This window comes from Burkholderia sp. Ac-20345, assembly GCF_017104825.1.
Taxonomy (GTDB): Bacteria; Pseudomonadota; Gammaproteobacteria; order Burkholderiales; family Burkholderiaceae; genus Burkholderia; species Burkholderia lata_B.
The window spans coordinates 1-17,655 of sequence record NZ_JAAGPO010000203.1; the positions used below are offsets into that span (position 1 = coordinate 1).

Sequence of the window (17,655 nt, forward strand, 5' to 3'; positions counted from 1 at the left end):
TCGGCCGCGGCGCCGATCCTCGCGTCGGTGAGCAACCCGGTACCGGGCGGCTCGCCGCTCGCAGGGCCGGGCGGCGCGGGCACCGGCGTGCCGGGTCTCGCACTCCCGCAAGGAAAAGTGCCCGGTGCGAACCTCGCGCCGTCCGCGCCGACGCACGTGCTGTCGCTCGGCAACCGCGCACCCGCGCTCGCGCCGCATGCGGCCGCGCAGAACGGGCTGCCCGACAACGCCGTGTCGATCGCACCCGCGCTCGAACCGCGCGTCGGCGGTGCGGCGCTCGGCGTGCCGCAGGTGAATGCACCGGCGCCGGAAGGCGCGGCGAAGGCATCGCCGTACTACTTCACCGACGGTTCGCTGCAGGGCTGGCAGGCGACGCCGCAGGACATCGTGGTGCCGTCGAACGGTCTTGCATCGCCGGAAGCATTCGGGCTGCCGGGTGACGATGCGCTGCGCGAGCTGCTCGCCGTGCATCGCGACGTGCCGGTGTCACGCGCGTCGGGCGCCGACGTGCCGCGTTACTTCATCGACGATGCGCACGCAGCCGAGCCGCAGGGCCAGCTGCATCGCGGCGCGCACCCGCCGTTCGATGTGAACGCGATCCGCCGCGATTTCCCGATCCTGCAGGAGCGCGTGAACGGCAAGCAGCTCGTGTGGTTCGACAATGCGGCGACGACCCACAAGCCGCAGGCCGTGATCGATCGGCTCGCGTACTTCTATGCGCACGAGAACTCGAACATCCACCGCGCCGCACATGCGCTGGCCGGCCGTGCGACGGATGCGTACGAGCATGCGCGGGACACCGTGCGGCGTTTCATCGGCGCATCGTCGCCTGATGAAATCGTGTTCGTGCGCGGCACGACCGAGGCGATCAACCTGATCGCGAAGACGTGGGGCGTGCAGAACGTCGGCGAAGGCGACGAGATCATCGTGTCGCATCTCGAACATCACGCGAACATCGTGCCGTGGCAGCAGCTTGCTGCGCAGAAAGGCGCGAAGCTGCGCGTGATTCCGGTCGACGATTCGGGGCAGGTGCTGCTCGACGAATACCGGAAGCTGCTCAACGACCGCACGAAGATCGTATCCGTCACGCAGGTGTCGAACGCGCTCGGTACGGTCGTGCCGGTGAAGGAAATCGTCGAGCTTGCGCATCGTGCCGGCGCGAAGGCGCTCGTCGACGGCGCGCAGTCGATCTCGCACATGCGCGTGGACGTGCAGGCGCTCGATGCCGATTTCTTCGTGTTTTCCGGGCACAAGATCTACGGGCCGACCGGGATCGGCGTCGTGTACGGCAAGCGCGCGATCCTCGACGACATGCCGCCGTGGCAGGGTGGCGGCAACATGATCGCGGACGTGACGTTCGAGCGTACGGTGTTCCAGCCGCCGCCGAACCGGTTCGAGGCCGGCACCGGTAACATCGCGGATGCGGTGGGGCTGGGCGCCGCGCTCGACTACGTGAACCGGGTCGGCATCGAGAACATCGCGCGCTACGAGCATGACTTGCTTGCGTATGCGACAAGCGTGCTCGCGCCGGTGCCGGGCGTGCGGCTCGTCGGCACCGCGCGCGACAAGGCGAGCGTGCTGTCGTTCGTGCTGAAGGGCTACGAGACCGAGGAAGTCGGGCAGGCGCTGAACGAAGAGGGCATCGCGGTGCGCTCGGGGCATCACTGCGCGCAGCCGATCCTGCGGCGTTTCGGGCTGGAGGCAACGGTGCGGCCGTCGCTCGCGTTCTACAACACGTGCGACGAAGTCGATGCACTGGTGAGCGTCGTGCGGCGTCTCGCGACGCGGCGTTGACGTCATTCGCTTGCGGCGGCCCTCGCGGTCGCCGCAAGCGTTCCGTTGCTACACGAGTCAGAACCGCACGACCTGCTTCTGCTCGACGTTGAAGCCGTCACGCAGCACGCTCGCCGAATCCGCGAAGTAGCGGCGGGTTTCCGACAGCAGGTCGGTGTTGCCGCGACGGCAGAACACCACGCCCGATCCTTCTTCCGTCAGCAGTTCGTCGATCAGCGATTCGGGTTGCCCGATATCGGCGAGATGGACGTTCTGCACGCCGTGTGCGAGCGCATCGAGCGCTTCCCGCACGCAGGGCGCCGCGGTGGCCGCCGGGTGCTCGGCCAGCCACTGCTCGAGTTCGGTGATGCCATACAGCCCGGCGAGTTCGCCAAGTTCGCGCAGCAACGCGCTTTCGACCATCATCACCAGCGTGACGGCGCCCGTGCGCTGCGCGAAGAGGCTGCCGAGCCGTTCCGGGCGCAACAGGTGATCATGGCCTGCGTCATCCGGAGCGACCGGCATCACGACGGGCACCAGACCGTTCGCAAGAAACGCGGTCAACGCGGCGCCGTCGAATCGTGCGACTTCGCACGTATCCGTGCGGTCGGAATCGGCGCCCGCAACCAGCATGCCGCCGTCATGGCCGTCGATGCCGATCGCCTTCGCGCCATGGCTGCCGATCAGGCGCACCAGTTCATGATTGACGCTCGCCATCGCCGCGTGAACGGCGTGGACCGATTGCGTACCGGACGCGGCCGGCCCCCCCTGGACGACGATCGGACGAACGCCGGTGAGTGCGAGCAGCGCGACATCCTGCGCGAACGCCTGACGGGCGCGCGCATCGTTCGCGGCGCCGCCTTCGACGATGACGACGGTCTGCCCGTGCAGGGCCTGCATGAACGGCAGCGAGCGGGCCAGGCCGGCCACGCGACGCGACGTAAGAGTGGGACTTTCAGGGTCTGGGAACATGGGAATCCGAATGGATGAAGGGAGTGCCTGTCGCCGCACGGCGCGGCATCAATGCGTGCGTTGCATCAACTGGTGAATCTCGTTGGGCGTCAACGCGTCGCGCGATGCCTGCCGGAACGCGCGGTCGCTGAAACACCGGGCCGCGTCGGCGAGCAGTTCGAGATGCGCGCGATCGTCTTCTTTCGGCAGGATCAGCACGATGAATTCGTGCACAGGCTTGCGGTCCGGCGCGTTGAACGCGAACGGGTACAGCGCGCGCACGAACAGCGCGGCGGCCGCGCCGAGCCCGTCGACACGCGCATGCGGAATCGCGACGCCCTGGCCGAGGCCGGTCGAGCCGAGCTGTTCACGCTTGATCAGCTCGGTCCTGATGCGTTCCGCGGAAACGCCGCTGCTGCGCTCGACATATCGCGCGACAAGGTCGAACAACTGGATCGGGCTTTCGACCGGAACATCGAGCAGGATGTTGTCCGGCGGACAGGCGTCGGCCAGTCGGGTCGCGAGCGGTGCACCGCCGCGTCGGTAGGGAAGGTCGGGTTGGCCGCCGGCGGCGGCCTGCTGCGTTTGCATGCGGATCTCTCCGTGTCGGGATGACAGGGAAATCCTAGACAAAACCGCGTAAAGACGGTGTCAGATACGCGGGGGCCCGGTATTAAAATTGTGTATCGATTGCCGCTGGAACCGGACCCGATACGTACTTCTTCAGGTGCCTGACAACACGAACGGCAGCGTCGTCAGCAGAAAGACCGAAATGCCGATGACCGGCGCGCCGAACGCAATCGCCGCGAACGCCACCGCGGCGCTGGTCAGCACGAGCGTTCTCGACACCCGTCGGTGCCGGTCGTGTGCAGCCGCCCTGTCATCGCGGATTGCATCGGTCCGCGCACCGATCACGTGTTTCCAGAACGTCAGGCCAAGCATGATTGCTCCTCCTTGAAAGATGGCTGGAACGGGGCGCGCGATGCGCCCTGCATGCGTATCAGCAGCGCTGGAGCTTGAGCACGCGCGAGATCTGCCCGGGCGTGAAGCTGCTGTTGCGCACGTACGGTGCGCAGTCGAGCGGTGCGGTGAGCGATTCGCTGACGACGTACTGGCCGACGAAGCGGTACGCGTCCGTTGCCATTCTGATGAACACCGGAATCGCATCGCGTTGCGCGGCGAGCGTCCTGCCGGCTGCTCGCGCGGACGCGCTGCCGTCGCAGAGGATCACGTCGGGCGCGTGCGGATTGAGGTCCGTGCGCAGGCAGGCGGCCACGACCTTGCCGTTTTTCGTCGGCAGGAACGCCTGCTTGCTGCCGCCGCACGCGGTGTGGATGAATTCGCGGGTGTACTGCTTGTCGATCTCGAACATGACCGGGCTCCGGTATCGGAAACTTCCGTTGGTTAAATCAGGTATGCAAAGTAATGAGGCTGGATCGACATGCGGGATACGGGCATGCCAGTCGATCGTTGCCGGGGCGGCGGATCGATGGCGCGTCGTGACGGGAATTTCCGCGCACACACGCTTGCATCGCGCGATGCGCGGCTAGCGCATCGACGTCATGTTCAAGCGTGCACGGGAAGGACTACGGCGCGCACCGTCCGCCTGCTGGCAGGACGGTGGCTCGGGAAAAGAGAGACGCAGGCGTCCTGCCTGTCAGGCAGAAAAGCAACTCGGAGGGCGAGGACTTCGGATGCGCATGTGCGTACTCGGTGATGGATTGCGAACACATTCTAGTGAACGCATGCGCGGGCGCAAGTAAAAAGGTCGTAAAGGCTGCGCGGCCCGTGCGGGATGACGCCATGTACTACGTGCACTGCCGGAGGTGCTGGATTGTGCAGTCGGCATGGCGGGGAAGCGGTGGGGGCTCGAAGCCTGTGTGCCTGTGTGAGCGGAACCGCAGCCTATCAGCGTCCGGCGAGCATCCGTCCGCCAACACCCATCAGCAGCAGGCCGGCCGTCGTATCGAGCACGGCCTTGCGACGGACCAGCAGCCCGCGCACCGACGGGTGCGAGGCGAGCAGCGCCATCGTGCAATACCACGCGGCCGATATCGCCACCGACAGCGTGACGACTGCGAGATCAAGCCATGCCGGCGCATGGGCCGGCACCATCAGCGCGAAGATGCTCCCGTAGAACGCGACCGATTTCGGATTCGTCATGCTGACGACATAGCCCTTCTTCGCGGCGTGCCAGTCGGACGCGGCGGCCATAGCGGCAACGGGCAACGGCTTGCGCGCGGTCAGGATCATCTTCAGGCCGAGCCAGATCAGGTAGGCCGCGCCCGCCAGCCGCAGCGCCGTGTGTACCCATGCGACATGCGTGACGAGCAGGCTGAGCCCGGCGATCGCGATCGCCGCCCAGGTGCCGGACGCGGCGGCTAGGCCAAGGCCCGTCATCACACCGGCGCGGCGCGACTCGACCGCGGTCGACGTGACGATCACGAAGTTCGGGCCTGGGCTGGCGACGCTCAGCAAAAGGACGCCGGCAAGCGGAAGCAAGGTGGTGAGGGTGGTCGACATGGCGTGGCGGGCAGTGCGACGGGACGGGCTTTCATCTTACCCGAGCGCGCTGGCGGGCCGGCGCGTCGCGCTGTTTCGTCGATCCAATGCAAAAACGCGTGACGACTTTCGTCGCCACGCGTTGCATTACTGCGTATGGCATGCACACATGCCGGCGAACCGGCACACGCGCCGTACCGTCAGAAATCGAACCCAGGGCCACCCGCACCCGGGCCGCCAGGTGCCGCCGCCGGCGCCGCATCCTTCGGCGCTTCGAACACGGTCGCATCGGTCGTCAGCAACAGCCCCGCGACCGACGCCGCGTTCTGCAGCGCCGTGCGCGTGACCTTGGTCGGATCGAGCACGCCCGATTCGACGAGGTCGCCGTATTCGCCCGTCTGCGCGTTGTACCCGAAGTTGCCCGAGCCTTCGGCCACCTTCGCGACGACGACGCTCGCTTCCTCGCCCGCGTTCGTGACGATCTGGCGCAGCGGTTCCTCGAGCGCGCGCAGCACGATCTTGATGCCCGCGTTCTGGTCGGCGTTCACGCCCTGCAACTCACGGATCGCCTGCCGCACGCGGATCAGTGCGACGCCACCGCCCGGCACGATGCCTTCCTCGACGGCGGCACGCGTCGCGTGCAGCGCGTCGTCTACACGGTCCTTCTTTTCCTTCACTTCGATCTCGGTGGCGCCGCCGACCTTGATCACCGCGACACCGCCCGCAAGCTTCGCGACGCGTTCCTGCAGCTTTTCACGGTCGTAGTCGGAGGTTGCTTCCTCGATCTGCACGCGGATCTGCTTCACGCGCGCTTCGATGTTCTTCGCATCGCCCGCGCCGTCGATCACGGTCGTGTTTTCCTTGCCGACCTCGATGCGCTTCGCCTGGCCGAGTTCGGCGAGCGTCGCTTTTTCGAGCGTCAACCCCGTTTCCTCGGCGATCACCTGCCCGCCGGTGAGGATCGCGATGTCCTCGAGCAGTGCCTTGCGGCGGTCGCCGAAGCCCGGCGCCTTCACGGCCACCGTCTTCAGGATTCCGCGGATGTTGTTCACGACCAGCGTCGCGAGCGCTTCGCCTTCGACATCTTCTGCGATGATCAGCAGCGGACGGCCCGACTTCGCGACCTGTTCGAGCACCGGCAGCAGGTCGCGGATGTTCGAGATCTTCTTGTCGTGCAGCAGGATGTACGGGCTTTCGATCTCGGCGATCTGCTTGTCGGGATTGTTGATGAAGTACGGCGACAGGTAGCCGCGATCGAACTGCAGCCCCTCGACGACATCGAGTTCGTCCGCGAGCGACTTGCCGTCCTCGACGGTGATCACGCCCTCCTTGCCGACGCGGTCGATCGCTTCCGCAATGCGCTGGCCGATCGATTCCTCGCCGTTCGCGGAGATCGTCGCGACCTGCGCGATTTCCTTGCTCGTGGTGGTCGGCCGGCTGATCTTCTTCAGCTCGTCGACGGCCGCCGCGACGGCCTTGTCGATGCCGCGCTTCAGGTCGAGCGGATTGAGCCCGGCCGCGACGTATTTCTGGCCTTCACGGACGATCGCCTGCGCGAGCACAGTAGCTGTCGTGGTGCCGTCGCCGGCTGCGTCGCTGGTGCGCGACGCGACTTCCTTCACGAGCTGCGCGCCGATGTTCTGCAGCTTGTCCGCGAGTTCGATTTCCTTCGCGACCGACACGCCGTCCTTCGTGACGACCGGTGCGCCGAAGCTGCGTTCAAGCACGACGTTGCGGCCCTTCGGCCCGAGCGTGACCTTCACCGCGTTCGCGAGAATGTTCACGCCTTCCGTCAGCTTGGCCCGTGCGACGTCGCTGAAAATGATTTCCTTCGCTGCCATGATTGCGCTCCGTTATTGATTGACGACCGCGACGATGTCTTCTTCGCGCAGTACGAGAAACTCGTTGCCGTCCACCTTGACGGCCTGGCCAGCGTACTTGCCGAACAGCACGCGCTCGCCGACCTGAAGGTCGGGCACGATGCGCTGGCCGTCCGCATCCTTGCGGCCGGGGCCGACGGCGATCACTTCACCCTGGTCGGGCTTTTCCGCGGCGCTGTCGGGGATCACGATCCCCGATGCGGTGGTGGTTTCCTGGTCGAGTCGCTTCACGATCACGCGGTCGTGCAAGGGGCGTAGGCTCATTTGTTCGTCCTGTGCTGTTCTGTCGAGATTGGCTGGCACTCTTTAGCAGAGAGTGCTGACGAGTATAAAAATGAGCGGCGGCGCGATCCAATAACGGATTCGGAAATGCATTCGCGCCGGCGTGCAAAGCGCGTGGCACCCGCTACCGCGACACGGCCTGCTGCGCGGCGGGCGTGCAGACCGGGCGGATCGTCTCGCCGGCGAGCACGCGCTTCACGAACGGAATCGAATCGGCGAGCGACGCGTTCACGGTGCCGTTGTGTTCGCGGCCCGCATACAGGTGCGCCTCGACCGTCGTGCCCGCCGCGCACGCATCCTTCGCGAGCGCGAGTTCGAGCGGCGCGAGCCCGTCGTCCGCGCCCGCGCCGATGAAGACAGGCGAGGCGATCTTCAGCGTCGGGTACTTCAGGTATTCGTCCCACCATGCCTTCAGCCGTGCGTCGCCGCCGGGCTTCACGGTGTTCGCGTGCGTGAGGTGCGCGAGTGCCGCGTCGTCCTCGAGCGACGCGAGGCAACTGATGCGCGCCTGGTCGAGGATCGGCAACGCCCGCTCGGTCAGCACCTCGTCCGCGCGTAGCGACGGGTCGATCTGCTGCGCGGAGAGCACCGAGTAGAACTGATACGCGAGAGTCGGATCGACTCGATCGGGATCGCGCCGGTAGGCACTCTCGAACTTCGGCAGCGACGCGAGCGTGGCGGGCGATGCGTTGTAGATCGTGCCGGTGGCAACGGTCGCGCGGATCGTGAGTTCGGGCGCATAGGCGCTCGCGTAGCCGGCCGCCGCGAACACGGCCGAGCCGCCTTGCGACTGGCCGACGAGCACGACCTCGTTCGCGAGGCCCGGCACGCCGCCGAGCACCGCGCGCACGCTGTCGAGCAGCGTGTAGCTGTTCGAGCGGTTGTTGAGCTGCGGATTCGGGCCGGGCGTGCCGAGCCCCTGATAGTCGGTCGCGACGACCGCGAACCCTTGCTGAAGCCATGCGTTCAGATAGCGCACGTCGCGGTACGAGCGGCCGAACCACGACGGCGCGCAGATGTCGGCCATCCCGAACGTGCCGTGCGCCCACGCGACGATCGGCCAGCCGCCCGCCGGCGGCGTGCCGCGCGGCACGAACAGCGCACCCGACACGGCGATCGGCGTGCGGCCGCCGACGCCGTCGGTCGATGCATAGAGGATGCGCAGCTGGCGTCCGGCGCTCGCGAGCCCGAGCGTGGCCGGAAGCGGCTCGGCGCGTAGCAGCACGCCGGGCGTCGCCGGAATGTCGCGGTCCCACGTGTAGAACGCGGACACGCGGCCGTCGCCCTGCAACGGATCCGGCGCAGGAACGCGGCCGGGTGAAGCCGCGTGCGAAAGGAGAGACGATACGGCGAGCGCCGAAGCCAGCAGCGTGCGCGCGGTGTAGCCGCGCAGGGGGAGGAGCGTCATGGTCGGATGGGTGTCGGTGAAGTCGGATCGGACGCGCCGGACATTGCGCGGCGCGGGCCGACCACGACGCAAGTTTCGAACCAGTGTGCGCGGCGCGAGGCATGACGGGCGATCGCGTCGCACGGCGTGTCCCGCACGCATGCGCCGGCTGCGTGTTCCGCAGCAAACGGAGCCGGCGGGCTGTTGCTCCCGCAACAGAGGCATACGCATGGATCGCACGGAGCGCATCGAGCGCGGCGCACACACACCGTGGTGCGGGCATCCGGACCGAAAGTGCGCGGCTGGCACGATTGCTGCTGATCCGGAGGCCGTGCGTCGTAGCGTTATGGCGCTGCAATGCGAACCCGTCCTTCCACCCGATCAAGGAAACCGTCCTCATGTCCGTCACCTCAACCATCGACAGCGGCGAACTCGTGGCATTCGTCGAGCGCGCCACACGCGAATTCACGCAGGCCGAGCGCGTGCTGAAGGACACGCGCACGCTGTCCGCGACCAACACGTTCCAGGCGTTCCAGCGCGTGCCGGGCACGGAACTCGTCGTCGCGCTGTCGGCGCCGAGCCCGTGGGCCGCGTCGCAGGAGATCCAGCCCGTCGTCGTGACGTTCGACGGCGACGTGCTGCATGGCGACGCGCGCGCGGGCGGCAACGGGCCACGCTATGCGGACGTGTTCCGCGAGGTGCCGGAAGTCGGCGTCGTGATCCACGTGCACGGCCCGTACCTCGGGGCCTGGGCGAGCGCGCATCGCCCGCTGCCGATCCGCTATGCGCCGGCCGCGCGCTACACGCGCGCCCGCGAGATTCCGGTGTATGTCGATCGTCGTCCCGGCGAGCCGCGCTTCATCGTCGACACGATCCGGCGCGACCCCGAGGTGCCGGCGATCATCGAGGCGAACGGTGGCGCGACCTTCTGGGGAAAATCGATCCTCGACGTATCGAAGTACATCCTGATCCTCGAGGAAGCCGCGTATTTCCAGGCGCTCGCGGAACCGCTCGGCGGCTCGCTCGAGTTCGGGCCGGGCGCGCTCGAACAGCAATGGAAGATGACCGGTCTCGCATGAGATCGCGTAGTGGCCGGCGCAATCCGGCCGCTGTCATACCGATAGCTCGATGAATTGGTTCGTGGCCGGCGTGCGCCTTGCTATCGTCGAACCTTCCCCGTTCAACACGCCGGTCGTGCCATGGCCATCTTCAGCTTGCCGGACCCGACTTCGCATGCGATCACGATCCGTGCGAAGGCGCTGACGTTCGACGATCCCAAATCGCGGGTGCTGCTCGAGCGCATCCAGCTCGTCGCGCCAAGCGACGCGACCGTGCTCGTCACCGGCGAGAGCGGCACCGGCAAGGAGCTGATCGCACGCCTCGTGCATTCGCTGAGCGAGCGCCATGACGGCCCGTTCGTCGCGGTCAACTGCGGTGCGTTCTCCGAGACGCTGATCGAAAGCGAGCTGTTCGGCCACGAGCGCGGCGCGTTTACCGGCGCAATCAACAGCCAGCCCGGCTGGTTCGAATCCGCGAATCGCGGCACGCTGTTTCTCGACGAGGTGGGCGACCTGCCGCTGTCCGCGCAGGTGAAGCTGCTGCGCGTGCTGCAGGAGCGCGAAGTGACACCGGTCGGCTCGCGCAAGACCGTGAAGATCGATGTGCGGCTCGTCGCGGCGACCAACGTGAATCTCGAAGCCGCGGTGCGCGCGGGCAATTTCCGCGAGGATCTCTACTACCGGCTCAACGTCGTGAAACTGAGCCTGTTGCCGCTGCGCGAGCGGCCGGGCGACATCGCGCCGCTGATCGAACACTTCATCGATACCTATGCAAAGCGGCTGCGCGTAGCCGCGCCGACGCTGACGGACGCCGCGCGCGCCCGGCTGCATGCGCATGCGTGGCCCGGCAACATCCGCGAACTCGAGAACGTGATCCACCACGCGGTGCTGATCTGCGCGGGCGGCGCGATCGACGTGAGCGACCTGCAGTTCTCCGCGCTGTCGCTTGCGCCCGATGCGGGCGACCCGCGCGCAGCGGCCGCGGCACCGCCGCGTCGTGCGCGCGATGTGGCGGAGGCAACCGATGCGCTGCGCCACGCGGTGATCGAATTGCTGGATCTCGGCACGCCGGCGCTGTGGCAACACATCGAGGACACCGTCTACCGCAGCGTGTTCGACTACAGCGAGCACAACCAGCTGCGCATGTCGCGCCTGCTCGACCAGTCGCGCAACATCGTGCGCGCGCGGCTCGCACAGCTCGGCATCCTGAAGCCGCGCGACGCGAGCGACGCCGACGCGCGGCTGCGCCGTCAGGCGTGATCGCGCCAGCGCAGCGCGCGCTGCGCGATCCGCTCGCATAGCGCACTCATGCCGACGGCGAGTGCCGTCACGCCCAGCACGCAGACCAGCAACACGTCGGCGCGCGTACCGGCCTGCGCGTTCTGCATCAGGCTGCCGACACCCGCGCCCGCGTTGAACAGCAGCTCGCTGCTGGTCGCGGTGATCCACGCGAACGGCACGGCCTGCAGCACGCCCGCGAACAGGTCGGGCAGCGCGCCCGGAATCAGCACGTCGCGCCACAGGCCGACGCGCGTCAGGCGATACGACTGCGCGAGTTCGACATAGCGCGGATCGACGCGGCGCAGCCCGTCGAAGCTCGCGGTGGTCATCGGGTAAAACGCGGCGAGCGCGATGATGAACACTTTCGCGAATTCGCCGGTGCCGGCCCACAGGCTCAGCAGCGGAATCAGTCCGAGCAGCGGCACGTAGCGCAGCGCCTGGAACGCGGGCTCGCCGAGCTTGCGCGCGAGCGTCGAGCGCGCCATTGCCGCACCGAACACGAGCCCGAACGCGACGCCGGCCGCCAGGCCGACTGTCGTGCGGCGCAGGCTCGCGCCGAGATCGGTCGCGAGTTCGCCGCTGCGTGCGAGTTCGACGAGCGCGGCGCCAACCTGCTGAAACGGTACGAACGCGTATTGATGGGCCGCATCGCCGGACGATGCGTATTGCCATGCGGCGACCAGCAGGGCAGGTACGACGAGGCCGCGCGCACGACGGCGCAGCGCGGCGAACGAGAAGAGGGGCGTAGCGAAGGTCATTCAGAAGCCTGTCCGTTCAGCGCGCGGGCGTTTGCCAGCGCAATGCGTAGCGTTGCACGAGCGCGATCGACCGGTCGATCGTGAAGCCGATCAGCCCGATCACCGCGACGTCGATGAGCACGACGTCGAGGCGCAGCATCTGCCGCGCCAGTTCCATCATCTGGCCGATCCCGCTGTCGGCGCTGAGCAGCTCGACCGCGACGAGCGCGAGCCATGCGCGCGCGAGCGCGATCCGCACGCCAGTCAGCAGCGGCGGCAACGCGGCCGGCAGCAGCACGTCGCGCAGCAGCGCGAAGCGGCCGAGCCCGTAGTGCCGCGCCATCTCGACGAGATCGCGCGGCGCGTCGTGCACGCCCGTGTACGCGGCCAGCGCGACCGGGAAGAACACGGCCTTGCCGACGACCACGAGCTTCAGCGGCTCGTCGACGCCGATCAGCAGGATCAGCAGCGGAATCAGCGTGAGCGTCGGCACCTGCCGCAGCAGGTCGAACGTCGGCCGCAGGTAGTCGGCGAACAGCCGGCTGCGCGCGAGCAGGATGCCGAACGCGGCGCCGCCCGTCGCGCCGATCGCGAAGCCGAGCACGAGGCGGTGCAGCGTAATCAGCAGGTTGTCACGGAGTTCGCCGGTGTCGAGCAGCGTGCGCAGCGTCGCCGCGAGCCGCTCGGGCGGCACGACGAGTTGCGGCGGAAACCAGCGCTGCGCGCTCGCGAGCCACCACAGCGCGACGAATGCGACAGGCGTCGCCCACCACAGCGCGAGCCCGCCGATCCGTGCGATGCCGGGCAGGCGGAGCGTGCGCGCGCCGTTCGACGCGAGGGCGTGCGTCGGCATCAGCGGCTCGCGACGCGCGCCGCATCGGCGCGCCAGTAGCCGTCGAGGCCGAGCTGCTTGAGCGCGGTCGACACGAACGTCGGCGCGAGCAGCGCGTTCACGTCGACCGGCGTGGACGTCAGGCCGGCCTGGCGGCTGTATGCGACGACGTCGCGGTAGTGGCCGGTCAGCGCGGGCGTGAAGAGCGGCGTCCATTGCTCCTTCCACGGCGTCGCCTCGTCCGCGTATTCGCGGCGCACGACGCTTTCCGGCTGGCCGGACGCGCTCAGGATCTTCACGTACGCGTCGCGGTTCTGCGGCTGCGAGATCCAGTGCGCGGCACGCACGTAGGCCGTCGCGACGAGCTGCGTGATGTCGGGGTAGCGCCGCACGAAATCGTCGGATGCCCACAGTTCCGCGCGCATCTTCCAGTCGTCGGGCGCGGTCTTGGTCGACCAGATGATCTTGCCGACGTTCTTGTCGACGAGCGAATACGCGTCGGACAGCGTGAAGAAGCCGTCGACGCGGCCGGCCGCGACGGCCGCCGCACCGGCCTGCGGGTCGAGGTTGTAGATCTTGAAGTCCGACAGCTTCAGCCCGTTCTCGGCGAGCAGCTTGCTGAACGTGACTTCCCACGGCCGGCCGCGATTGAGCGCGATGCGCTTGCCTTTCAGATCGACGATCGACTTCGCGGTCGAGCCGGCCGGCACGACGAGATACGTGTTGCTGCCGACGCCGCCGGGCACGATCAGGCGCGTACGGGTGCCCGACGCGTTGACGACGACCGACGGCAGGTCGCCGTAGCCCGCGAAATCGATACTGCCGTTCGTGAACGCCTCGTTCACGAGCGTGCCGACCGCCGCGGTCGACACCGGCACCCATTGCAGCTTCACATGCCGCGCCGCGAGCGCCTTCTCGAGCGACTTGTCTGCGTCGATCAGCGCAGAGGCACCCGCGTATTGCGTCTTGCCGGCGCTCGAATAGGCGACGACGGCGATCCGCACGACCTTGGGCGCATCGTCCGCATGCGCGGCCGGTGCGGCGAGCGATGCCACGGCGAGCGGCAGCGCGGCAAGCAGCGCACGCAGCGGGCGGCGCAGCGACGCGAGGGAGAGCGTGTGTTTCATGATGGTCCGGAACAGTGGGCGGAAAAAGGGGCTCACGCGCGTTTCTGCAGCGACGGCCGCAGCACGTCGGCGAGCGGGCGCGGGTCGATCCAGTCGGCGACGTCGAAGTCGGCTTCCAGAAAACCCTGGTTGTGCAGGAACGTCTTGAAGTCGTCGAGCGCGGCGACCGATTCGTCGTCGAGGTTGACGCCGAGGTGCCGGTGCAGCTGGTTGCCGTATGCGGCGCGGACCCAGTCGATCGACGACGCGGTTTCGCCGGCCACGTAATGCGCGGTTTCGTCGGGATGCGTGCCGGCCCATTCGCCGGCCGCGACCACGAGCTTCAGGAAGCCGGCGACGATGTCCGGATGATTCGCCAGCACGTCCGCGTTGACGGTCAGCGGGCGCGGCGTGCCGTTGTTGTTGCGGATCGCGCGCTCCGGATGAAAGCCGATGTCGATCACGACGTGCGCGCCGATCAGCTGCGCGATCTCGAGGCCGGTCGAGCCCTTCACGTAGATCGCGTCGACTTCGCCGCGCAGCAGCGCGCCCGCCTCGGCCGCGTACAGCGCGCGGCTCGAAAAACCGTGCGGCGATGCGAACAGGTCTGCCGCGCGCGCCGGGCCGACGGCCTGCAGCGTGCGCGCGCGCACGTCGACGAGTTCGACGTCGCGCGTGGTCAGCCCGTCGAGGCTCAGCGCGTTGCCGAAGCCGCGCAGCGCCGACGCGCGAAAGATGTCGATGCGGTCGTCGGGGCGGCTCGGGATCGCGATGCGCCGCCCGCGCAATGCCTTCACGGAGCGGATGCCCGACTCGGGCCGGGCGAGGATCAACTGCGATTCGTCGACCCACGACAGCCCGATCACGCGCGTGTTCGCGCCGTTCGAGCGCGCCCACATCGCGGGAATGCTGCCGCCCTGGCGGAACGACTGCGCGAGGGTGTGATCGCTGATCGACGACACGTCGTGCCGCGTGGCGCCGCGCGGCGAGCGGATCGCGACGCCGTCGGCCGACGTTTCGCCGTTGAGCCAGCCGAGATGCACGGCGATGCCGAGCGGCGTCGGCACGGGCGATCGGGCGTACCAGAACGTCTGCTGCTTGTCCGATGACGAATCGGGCCTGTCTGTCATGGGTGAGATTTCCTCTCTGCGTAAGCATGGTCGAAGCGCGGTCGCGCACGGTGTCGGTGTCGCACGCGCGGGCCGGTCAACGTTGCAAGTTCCGGGCCAGTGAATGGAAACGGCGCGGCTGCACGCGGCGCGGGCGTCGCGCGGGAGGTGCGATGCGCGTGCCGATGCATGGCCTGTTGCGCCAGCAACAGTCGCGTCGGCCGCTGTTGCGCGCGCAGCAGCGGTGTGGTCGGCGCAGCAGCGCGATACGGGCGTGTCGCGACGGCATCGGCAACCGCGAGCGGGTGCGATCCGATTGCCGCTGACGCCCGGTGTGCAAGGCGCCGGGCAGGTTCGCCGGCGGCCGCGCATGCGCTGTGGCAAGCGCGTTGGCACACCGCGTGCTTTACAGCGCAGCACACGCGCGGCACGCCGATGCCGCACGCAATCCGAATGGCCCGACCAGGAGAACCCCGATGGCTGTTGAATTTCTGTGGCGCCTGCCGATGCATGGCGACGGCCGGCGCGCACACGACCTGCATACGCGCGGCGAATGGAATCGCCAGCGCGCATCGCGCGTCGCGCCGAAGGTCGACGACGACGATTTCGGCTACATCGACTATCTGTCGCAGGTCGCGCGCGCGGCCGATATCGCCGGCTTCCATGGCGCGCTGATTCCGATCTTCCGCTTCACCGAGGAGCCGTGGGTCGTGGCCGCCGCGCTGGCGCGCGAGACGCGCCGGCTGCGGCTGCTGATCGCGCTGCAGCCGCATTTCGTGCACCCCGTCTACGCGGCGCAGATGGCGGCGAGCCTGCAGCGGATCAGCCGCGGCCGCGTCGAGTGGAACGTCGTCACGGGCGGTGGCGGCCCCGACCAGCGTGCGTACGGCGACTTCATCGATCACGACAGCCGCTATGCGCGTACCGACGAATTCCTCGATGTCGTGAAGGGCGTCGCGGCCGGCGAGCCGTTCACGTTCGACGGCCGCTTCTACCGCGTCGAAGCCGGCGGCCTGCTGCCGCCGCTGAACGGCCAGAAGCCGCCGCGCATCTACCTGGCCGGCGCGAGCGACGCCGCGCTCGCGGTCGCCGCGAAGCATGGCGACGTTCACCTGAGCTGGGGCGAGCCGCACGCGAAACAGAAGGAGGTGATCGATGCGGCGCGCCGCGCGCTCGATCGCCAGAACGCCGAGCGCGACCTGCGCTTCGGCATGCGCATCGACATCCTGGCGCGCGAGACCGAGGAGCAGGCGTGGGCCGAGTTGCGGCAGATGTTCGCGACGGTGGGCGACGCGACGCGCAACGGCTTCGGCGGGCGCGGCGAGTCGTCGGAATCGGTCGGCGCGAAACGCCAGTTCGCGCTGCACCAGGGCCACACGCAGCACTTCGACGACCTGATCGTCGGCCCGAACCTGTGGGCCGGGATGTCGCAGATTCGCGGCGGCCCCGGCTGCGTGATCGTCGGCAGCCACGAGCAGGTGGCCGAGCGGCTCGCGGAATACGTCGACATCGGCGTCTCGACGTTCATTCTCGCGAGCAACCCGCATCTCGAAGAGGCGTACCGCGTGGGCGAGGAGGTGCTGCCGCTCGTCGACGGCGCGCTGAACGCGCGCGGCACGCACGCGGCGCTGCGCGTGGCCGGCGCATGAGCGCGACGGCATTGCCGCGCCATCCAACGACATCGACAAGGATATTCACCATGACGACACTCGCTGCGCAGGCCACGGCCTGCGACGCACTCTGGTACACGCGCTGCCCGGTGCCGACCGCGCTCGGCATCGCCGTGCATCGCGGCTGGTTCGACGAGGAGTTCGGGCCGGAAGGTATCACGCTGAATTCGCTGCAGGAGACGGCCGACGCCGGCAAGCGCGAATCGCACTTCGATCACAGCCTGCCGCACTCGTTCCGGCAGGGCGGCAACATTCCCGCGCTGTGGGCGCGGGCACGCGGCGCCGACACACGCGTGATCGGCCTGTCGTGGACCAACGAATTCCAGGCGATCGTCACGCTGCCCGATCGCGGCATCCGCTCGGTGCGCGATCTGCGCGGCCGGCGGCTCGGGTTGCCGCGCCACCCGATCAGCATCGACTTCTGGCGCGCAGCCGCGCTGAAGGGCTTCCTGAGCGCGCTCGAACTGGAAGGGCTCGGGCACGGTGACGCCGAATGGGTCGACCTGCCCGACGAACGCGAACGTCGCACCGGGCCCGCCTCGTTCACACGCGGCCCGCACGAGTACGGGCTCGAGATTGCGGCGCTCGTGCGCGGCGAGGTCGACGCGGTGTTCGTGAAAGGCGTCGAGGGGCTCGAAACCGTGCATCTGATCGACGCGCAGGTCGTCATCGATCTCGGCGCGCACCCCGATCCGCTCGTGCGGATCGGCAACGGCACGCCGCGCACGCTGACCGTCGACCGCGCACTGATCGACGCGCGCCCCGATCTCGTGAGCCGCTTCCTGTCGGTGGTGGTGGGCGCGGGCGACTGGGCCGCGCGCCATCCGGCGGAGACGGTCGCCTATATCGGCCGCGAGACGCGCGCATCCGAAGAGTGGGTGCGCTATGCGTACGGTTCGGACGTGCACCGCCATCTGGAGACGGGGCTCGCGCAGACGTCGATCGACGGGCTGGTCGCGTTCAAGGACTTCCTCGTCGAGTGGGGCTTTCTCGAACAGGATTTCGATGCGCGCGCCTGGATCGACCCGGCGCCGTTCACGCGCATCGACCGGCAACGCCATGCATGGGTCGCGTAGCGCGCCGCGGC

General features: G+C 68.2%; 17 protein-coding genes. 5 read left to right on the forward strand and 12 right to left on the reverse strand.

Annotated features, from left to right (window positions below):
• On the forward strand, positions 1 to 1,794 hold a 1,794-nt coding region (locus tag G3O06_RS39740; RefSeq protein WP_205819367.1), incomplete at its 5' end, for a family 2A encapsulin nanocompartment cargo protein cysteine desulfurase.
• Between the two features lie 57 nt (positions 1,795 to 1,851).
• Here the strand turns inward: G3O06_RS39740 and G3O06_RS39745 are convergent.
• From G3O06_RS39745 to G3O06_RS39780, 8 genes are all read right to left on the reverse strand, one after another.
• On the reverse strand, positions 1,852 to 2,745 hold the full coding sequence (locus tag G3O06_RS39745; RefSeq protein WP_205819368.1) for an acetylglutamate kinase: 894 nt from the start codon (positions 2,743 to 2,745) through the stop codon (positions 1,852 to 1,854).
• Positions 2,746 to 2,793: 48 nt separating this feature from the next.
• Entirely contained in the window at positions 2,794 to 3,315 is a 522-nt protein-coding gene (locus G3O06_RS39750) for a PTS sugar transporter subunit IIA (protein ID WP_205819369.1), read from the reverse strand.
• Positions 3,316 to 3,447: 132 nt separating this feature from the next.
• Positions 3,448 to 3,666 (reverse strand): hypothetical protein, encoded by a 219-nt coding sequence (locus G3O06_RS39755; RefSeq protein ID WP_241020478.1) that lies wholly within the window; start codon positions 3,664 to 3,666, stop codon positions 3,448 to 3,450.
• A 58-nt stretch (positions 3,667 to 3,724) separates the two neighbouring features.
• A complete protein-coding gene (locus G3O06_RS39760; RefSeq protein ID WP_174970552.1) occupies positions 3,725 to 4,096 on the reverse strand; it encodes a DUF6697 family protein in 372 nt (123 codons plus the stop codon).
• 536 nt (positions 4,097 to 4,632) lie between these two features.
• The gene (locus G3O06_RS39765; RefSeq protein WP_174970554.1) at positions 4,633 to 5,247 is read right to left on the reverse strand and encodes a LysE family transporter; all 615 of its coding nucleotides are present in this window, start codon (positions 5,245 to 5,247) and stop codon (positions 4,633 to 4,635) included.
• Between the two features lie 179 nt (positions 5,248 to 5,426).
• Positions 5,427 to 7,067 (reverse strand): chaperonin GroEL, encoded by a 1,641-nt coding sequence (gene groL, locus G3O06_RS39770; protein ID WP_047851824.1) that lies wholly within the window; start codon positions 7,065 to 7,067, stop codon positions 5,427 to 5,429.
• A 12-nt stretch (positions 7,068 to 7,079) separates the two neighbouring features.
• Complete coding sequence (locus G3O06_RS39775; protein WP_011356207.1) at positions 7,080 to 7,370, reverse strand: co-chaperone GroES; 291 nt, start codon at positions 7,368 to 7,370, stop codon at positions 7,080 to 7,082.
• A 142-nt stretch (positions 7,371 to 7,512) separates the two neighbouring features.
• Complete coding sequence (locus G3O06_RS39780) at positions 7,513 to 8,796, reverse strand: alpha/beta fold hydrolase (RefSeq protein ID WP_205819370.1); 1,284 nt, start codon at positions 8,794 to 8,796, stop codon at positions 7,513 to 7,515.
• A 377-nt stretch (positions 8,797 to 9,173) separates the two neighbouring features.
• On the opposite strand from G3O06_RS39780, the gene G3O06_RS39785 reads away from it, so the two are divergent.
• Together G3O06_RS39785 and G3O06_RS39790 are read left to right on the forward strand one after the other, a co-directional pair.
• Positions 9,174 to 9,854, forward strand: coding sequence for a class II aldolase/adducin family protein (locus G3O06_RS39785; protein ID WP_174963376.1), 681 nt, complete (start codon positions 9,174 to 9,176; stop codon positions 9,852 to 9,854).
• Between the two features lie 120 nt (positions 9,855 to 9,974).
• Positions 9,975 to 11,093: a sigma 54-interacting transcriptional regulator gene (locus tag G3O06_RS39790; protein ID WP_205819371.1), complete on the forward strand. Its 1,119-nt coding sequence runs from the start codon at positions 9,975 to 9,977 to the stop codon at positions 11,091 to 11,093.
• On the opposite strand, the gene G3O06_RS39795 is transcribed toward G3O06_RS39790, so the two are convergent.
• The 4 genes from G3O06_RS39795 to G3O06_RS39810 are packed head-to-tail and all read right to left on the reverse strand — an operon-like array spanning position 11,084 to position 14,919.
• Positions 11,084 to 11,872, reverse strand: coding sequence for an ABC transporter permease (locus tag G3O06_RS39795; protein WP_205819372.1), 789 nt, complete (start codon positions 11,870 to 11,872; stop codon positions 11,084 to 11,086). The two genes, G3O06_RS39790 and G3O06_RS39795, sit on opposite strands and share 10 nt — an antisense overlap.
• 16 nt (positions 11,873 to 11,888) lie before the next feature.
• The gene (locus tag G3O06_RS39800) at positions 11,889 to 12,704 is read right to left on the reverse strand and encodes an ABC transporter permease (RefSeq protein ID WP_174970566.1); all 816 of its coding nucleotides are present in this window, start codon (positions 12,702 to 12,704) and stop codon (positions 11,889 to 11,891) included.
• The gene (locus G3O06_RS39805) at positions 12,704 to 13,810 is read right to left on the reverse strand and encodes a PhnD/SsuA/transferrin family substrate-binding protein (RefSeq protein WP_205819373.1); all 1,107 of its coding nucleotides are present in this window, start codon (positions 13,808 to 13,810) and stop codon (positions 12,704 to 12,706) included. The genes G3O06_RS39800 and G3O06_RS39805 overlap by 1 nt, the downstream gene beginning before the upstream one ends.
• 32 nt (positions 13,811 to 13,842) lie before the next feature.
• Positions 13,843 to 14,919, reverse strand: a complete 1,077-nt coding sequence (locus G3O06_RS39810) for an ABC transporter substrate-binding protein (RefSeq protein WP_205819374.1) — start codon at positions 14,917 to 14,919, stop codon at positions 13,843 to 13,845.
• Positions 14,920 to 15,374: 455 nt separating this feature from the next.
• On the opposite strand from G3O06_RS39810, the gene G3O06_RS39815 reads away from it, so the two are divergent.
• Together G3O06_RS39815 and G3O06_RS39820 are read left to right on the forward strand one after the other, a co-directional pair.
• Positions 15,375 to 16,547: an LLM class flavin-dependent oxidoreductase gene (locus tag G3O06_RS39815; protein ID WP_205819375.1), complete on the forward strand. Its 1,173-nt coding sequence runs from the start codon at positions 15,375 to 15,377 to the stop codon at positions 16,545 to 16,547.
• 50 nt (positions 16,548 to 16,597) lie between these two features.
• Positions 16,598 to 17,644 carry an ABC transporter substrate-binding protein gene (locus tag G3O06_RS39820; RefSeq protein ID WP_205819376.1) on the forward strand — a complete coding sequence of 349 codons (1,047 nt, stop codon included), beginning with the start codon at positions 16,598 to 16,600 and terminating at the stop codon, positions 17,642 to 17,644.
• Positions 17,645 to 17,655 lie beyond the last annotated feature (11 nt).